Source organism: Herpetosiphonaceae bacterium (assembly GCA_036374795.1).
In the GTDB taxonomy this organism is placed as follows: domain Bacteria; phylum Chloroflexota; class Chloroflexia; order Chloroflexales; family Kallotenuaceae; genus LB3-1.
In genome coordinates this window covers 1-1,875 of record DASUTC010000246.1, presented here as the reverse complement: position 1 = coordinate 1,875, position 1,875 = coordinate 1, and the positions used below count along the sequence as shown (strand labels likewise).

Annotated in this window: 1 protein-coding gene; it reads right to left on the bottom strand. The window is 65.9% G+C overall.

Annotation, left to right across the window (positions count from 1 at the left end; genetic code table 11):
• The coding region (locus tag VFZ66_18185; GenBank protein ID HEX6291119.1) for a condensation domain-containing protein at positions 1-1,875 on the bottom strand (1,875 nt) is incomplete at both ends.

Sequence of the window (1,875 nt, the reverse complement as noted above, 5' to 3'; positions counted from 1 at the left end):
TCGCTTCCCAGGTGGTATCGAGCCAGAGGATCGTCCCCTGGTACGACGGCAGATTCGGTAGGGCTCGCCGTCGGGCAATCAGGAGCGGCGCTCGCGCGTCGGTGAGTATGGACTCCAGCCGCTCGGCAGGATACGCCGGATCAAGCGGCAGATACGCGCCGCCCGCTTTCAGAATGCCGAGGATCGCGACGATCAGCTCCCATGAGGCGTCAATGCACACGCCGACGCAGCAATCCGGCTCAACACCGAGCGTCTGTAAATGGCGGGCCAGCTGGTTCGCACGGCGATTCAGCTCTGCGTAGGTGAGCTGCCCGTCGGCGGCGACAACCGCAAGCGCCTGTGGCACGCGGGCGGCCTGGTCCGCGATGGTCTGGTGGACACACCGAGCAGCACGCGGCGGCGCGGCGGTGGCATTCCAGTCGTAGAGGATCTGCTGCTGCTCGGATTCGGTCAGGAGTGGCAGACAGTCGATGCGCTGCTGGGGATCGACGACCACGGCCTGGAGCAGCACCACAAACTGCGCCGCGAGGCGCTCGATCGTTTCTGGCTCAAACAGATCCGTCCGATATTCGAGGATCGCGACCAGCCCGGTCGCCGTCTCCGTCAGCACGCAGCTCAAGTCGAACTTTGCCACCGTGTGCTCGATATCCACCAGCTCCACCGTCAGATCCGGGAGCGCGATCGTCGAGCGTGGCGTATTTTGGAGCACGAACATCACCTGGAAGAGCGGCGAGCGGCCGAGGTTGCGCTCCGGCTGGAGGTGCTCGACCACCACCTCAAAGGGCAGATCCTGGTGGGTGTAGGCGTCCAGACAGGTGGCGCGGGTGCGCGCCACGAGTTCGGCAAAGCTGGGGCGACCCGTCAGATCGGCGCGCAGCACCAGCGTGTTGACAAAGAAGCCAATCAGCCCTTCCAACTCCGGGCGCGCCCGTCCGGCGATTGGCGTGCCGATCGCGAAGTCCTGCTGTCCACTCCAGCGCGCCAGCAGCACCTGGAACGCCGCCAGCAGCGTCATAAACAGCGTGCTGTCCAGTCGCTGGCTGAGCAGGTGTAGTTCGACCGCCAGCCCGGCCGGAAGCTGAAACGTCACCTGTGCGCCCTGGTCGCTGGCCATCGACGGACGCGGCTGGTCCGTCGGAAGATCGAGCAACGGAAGATTCGCCAGGTGGGTGCGCCAGTAGCCCAGGTGCTGATCAAGAACTGCGCCGGGTGTCATGCCGGGCGCCCTCTGGGCATGGTGCCCGGCGAGCCACTGCCGCTGCCAGACCGCATAGTCGGCATACTGGATCGGGAGTGGCGGCAGATCCACCACCTCGTCCTGGATACCGCCGCGATAGAGGATGGTCAGCTCGCGCAGCAGCACATCCATCGACCAGCCGTCGGTCACGATATGGTGCAGCGTCAGAATCAAGATCTGTTCGCATTCTGCCAGCCGCAGCAGCGTCGCGCGCAGCAGCGGTCCCTGCTGGAGATCGAACGGCTGCTGCACCTCGGCGCGGATCACCTGCTCGATCGCGGTCTCGATCTCGGCAGCAGCCAGGTCCGGGACAACCACGACGGGCAGGGGCACCGCGACCGTCGCGGCGATGACCTGCACCGGCTGCTCATCCACGACGGCAAATGTTGTGCGCAAGGTCTCATGGCGCGCAACCAGGGCGGTCAAGCTCTGCTGTAACGCGGTGGAATCGATCGCGCCGCGCAGCCGCACCACCAGTGGTCGATGATAGGCCCGGCCATCGGGCTGGAGCTGATGGAGGAACCACAGCCGCTGCTGTGCAAAGGAGAGCGGCAGCGGCCTGCCGTCGCGGGGAATCGGCACCAACTCCGGCGTGTCCTCGACCTGGCGTCCCACCACCTGGACAGCGAAGCTGGCGA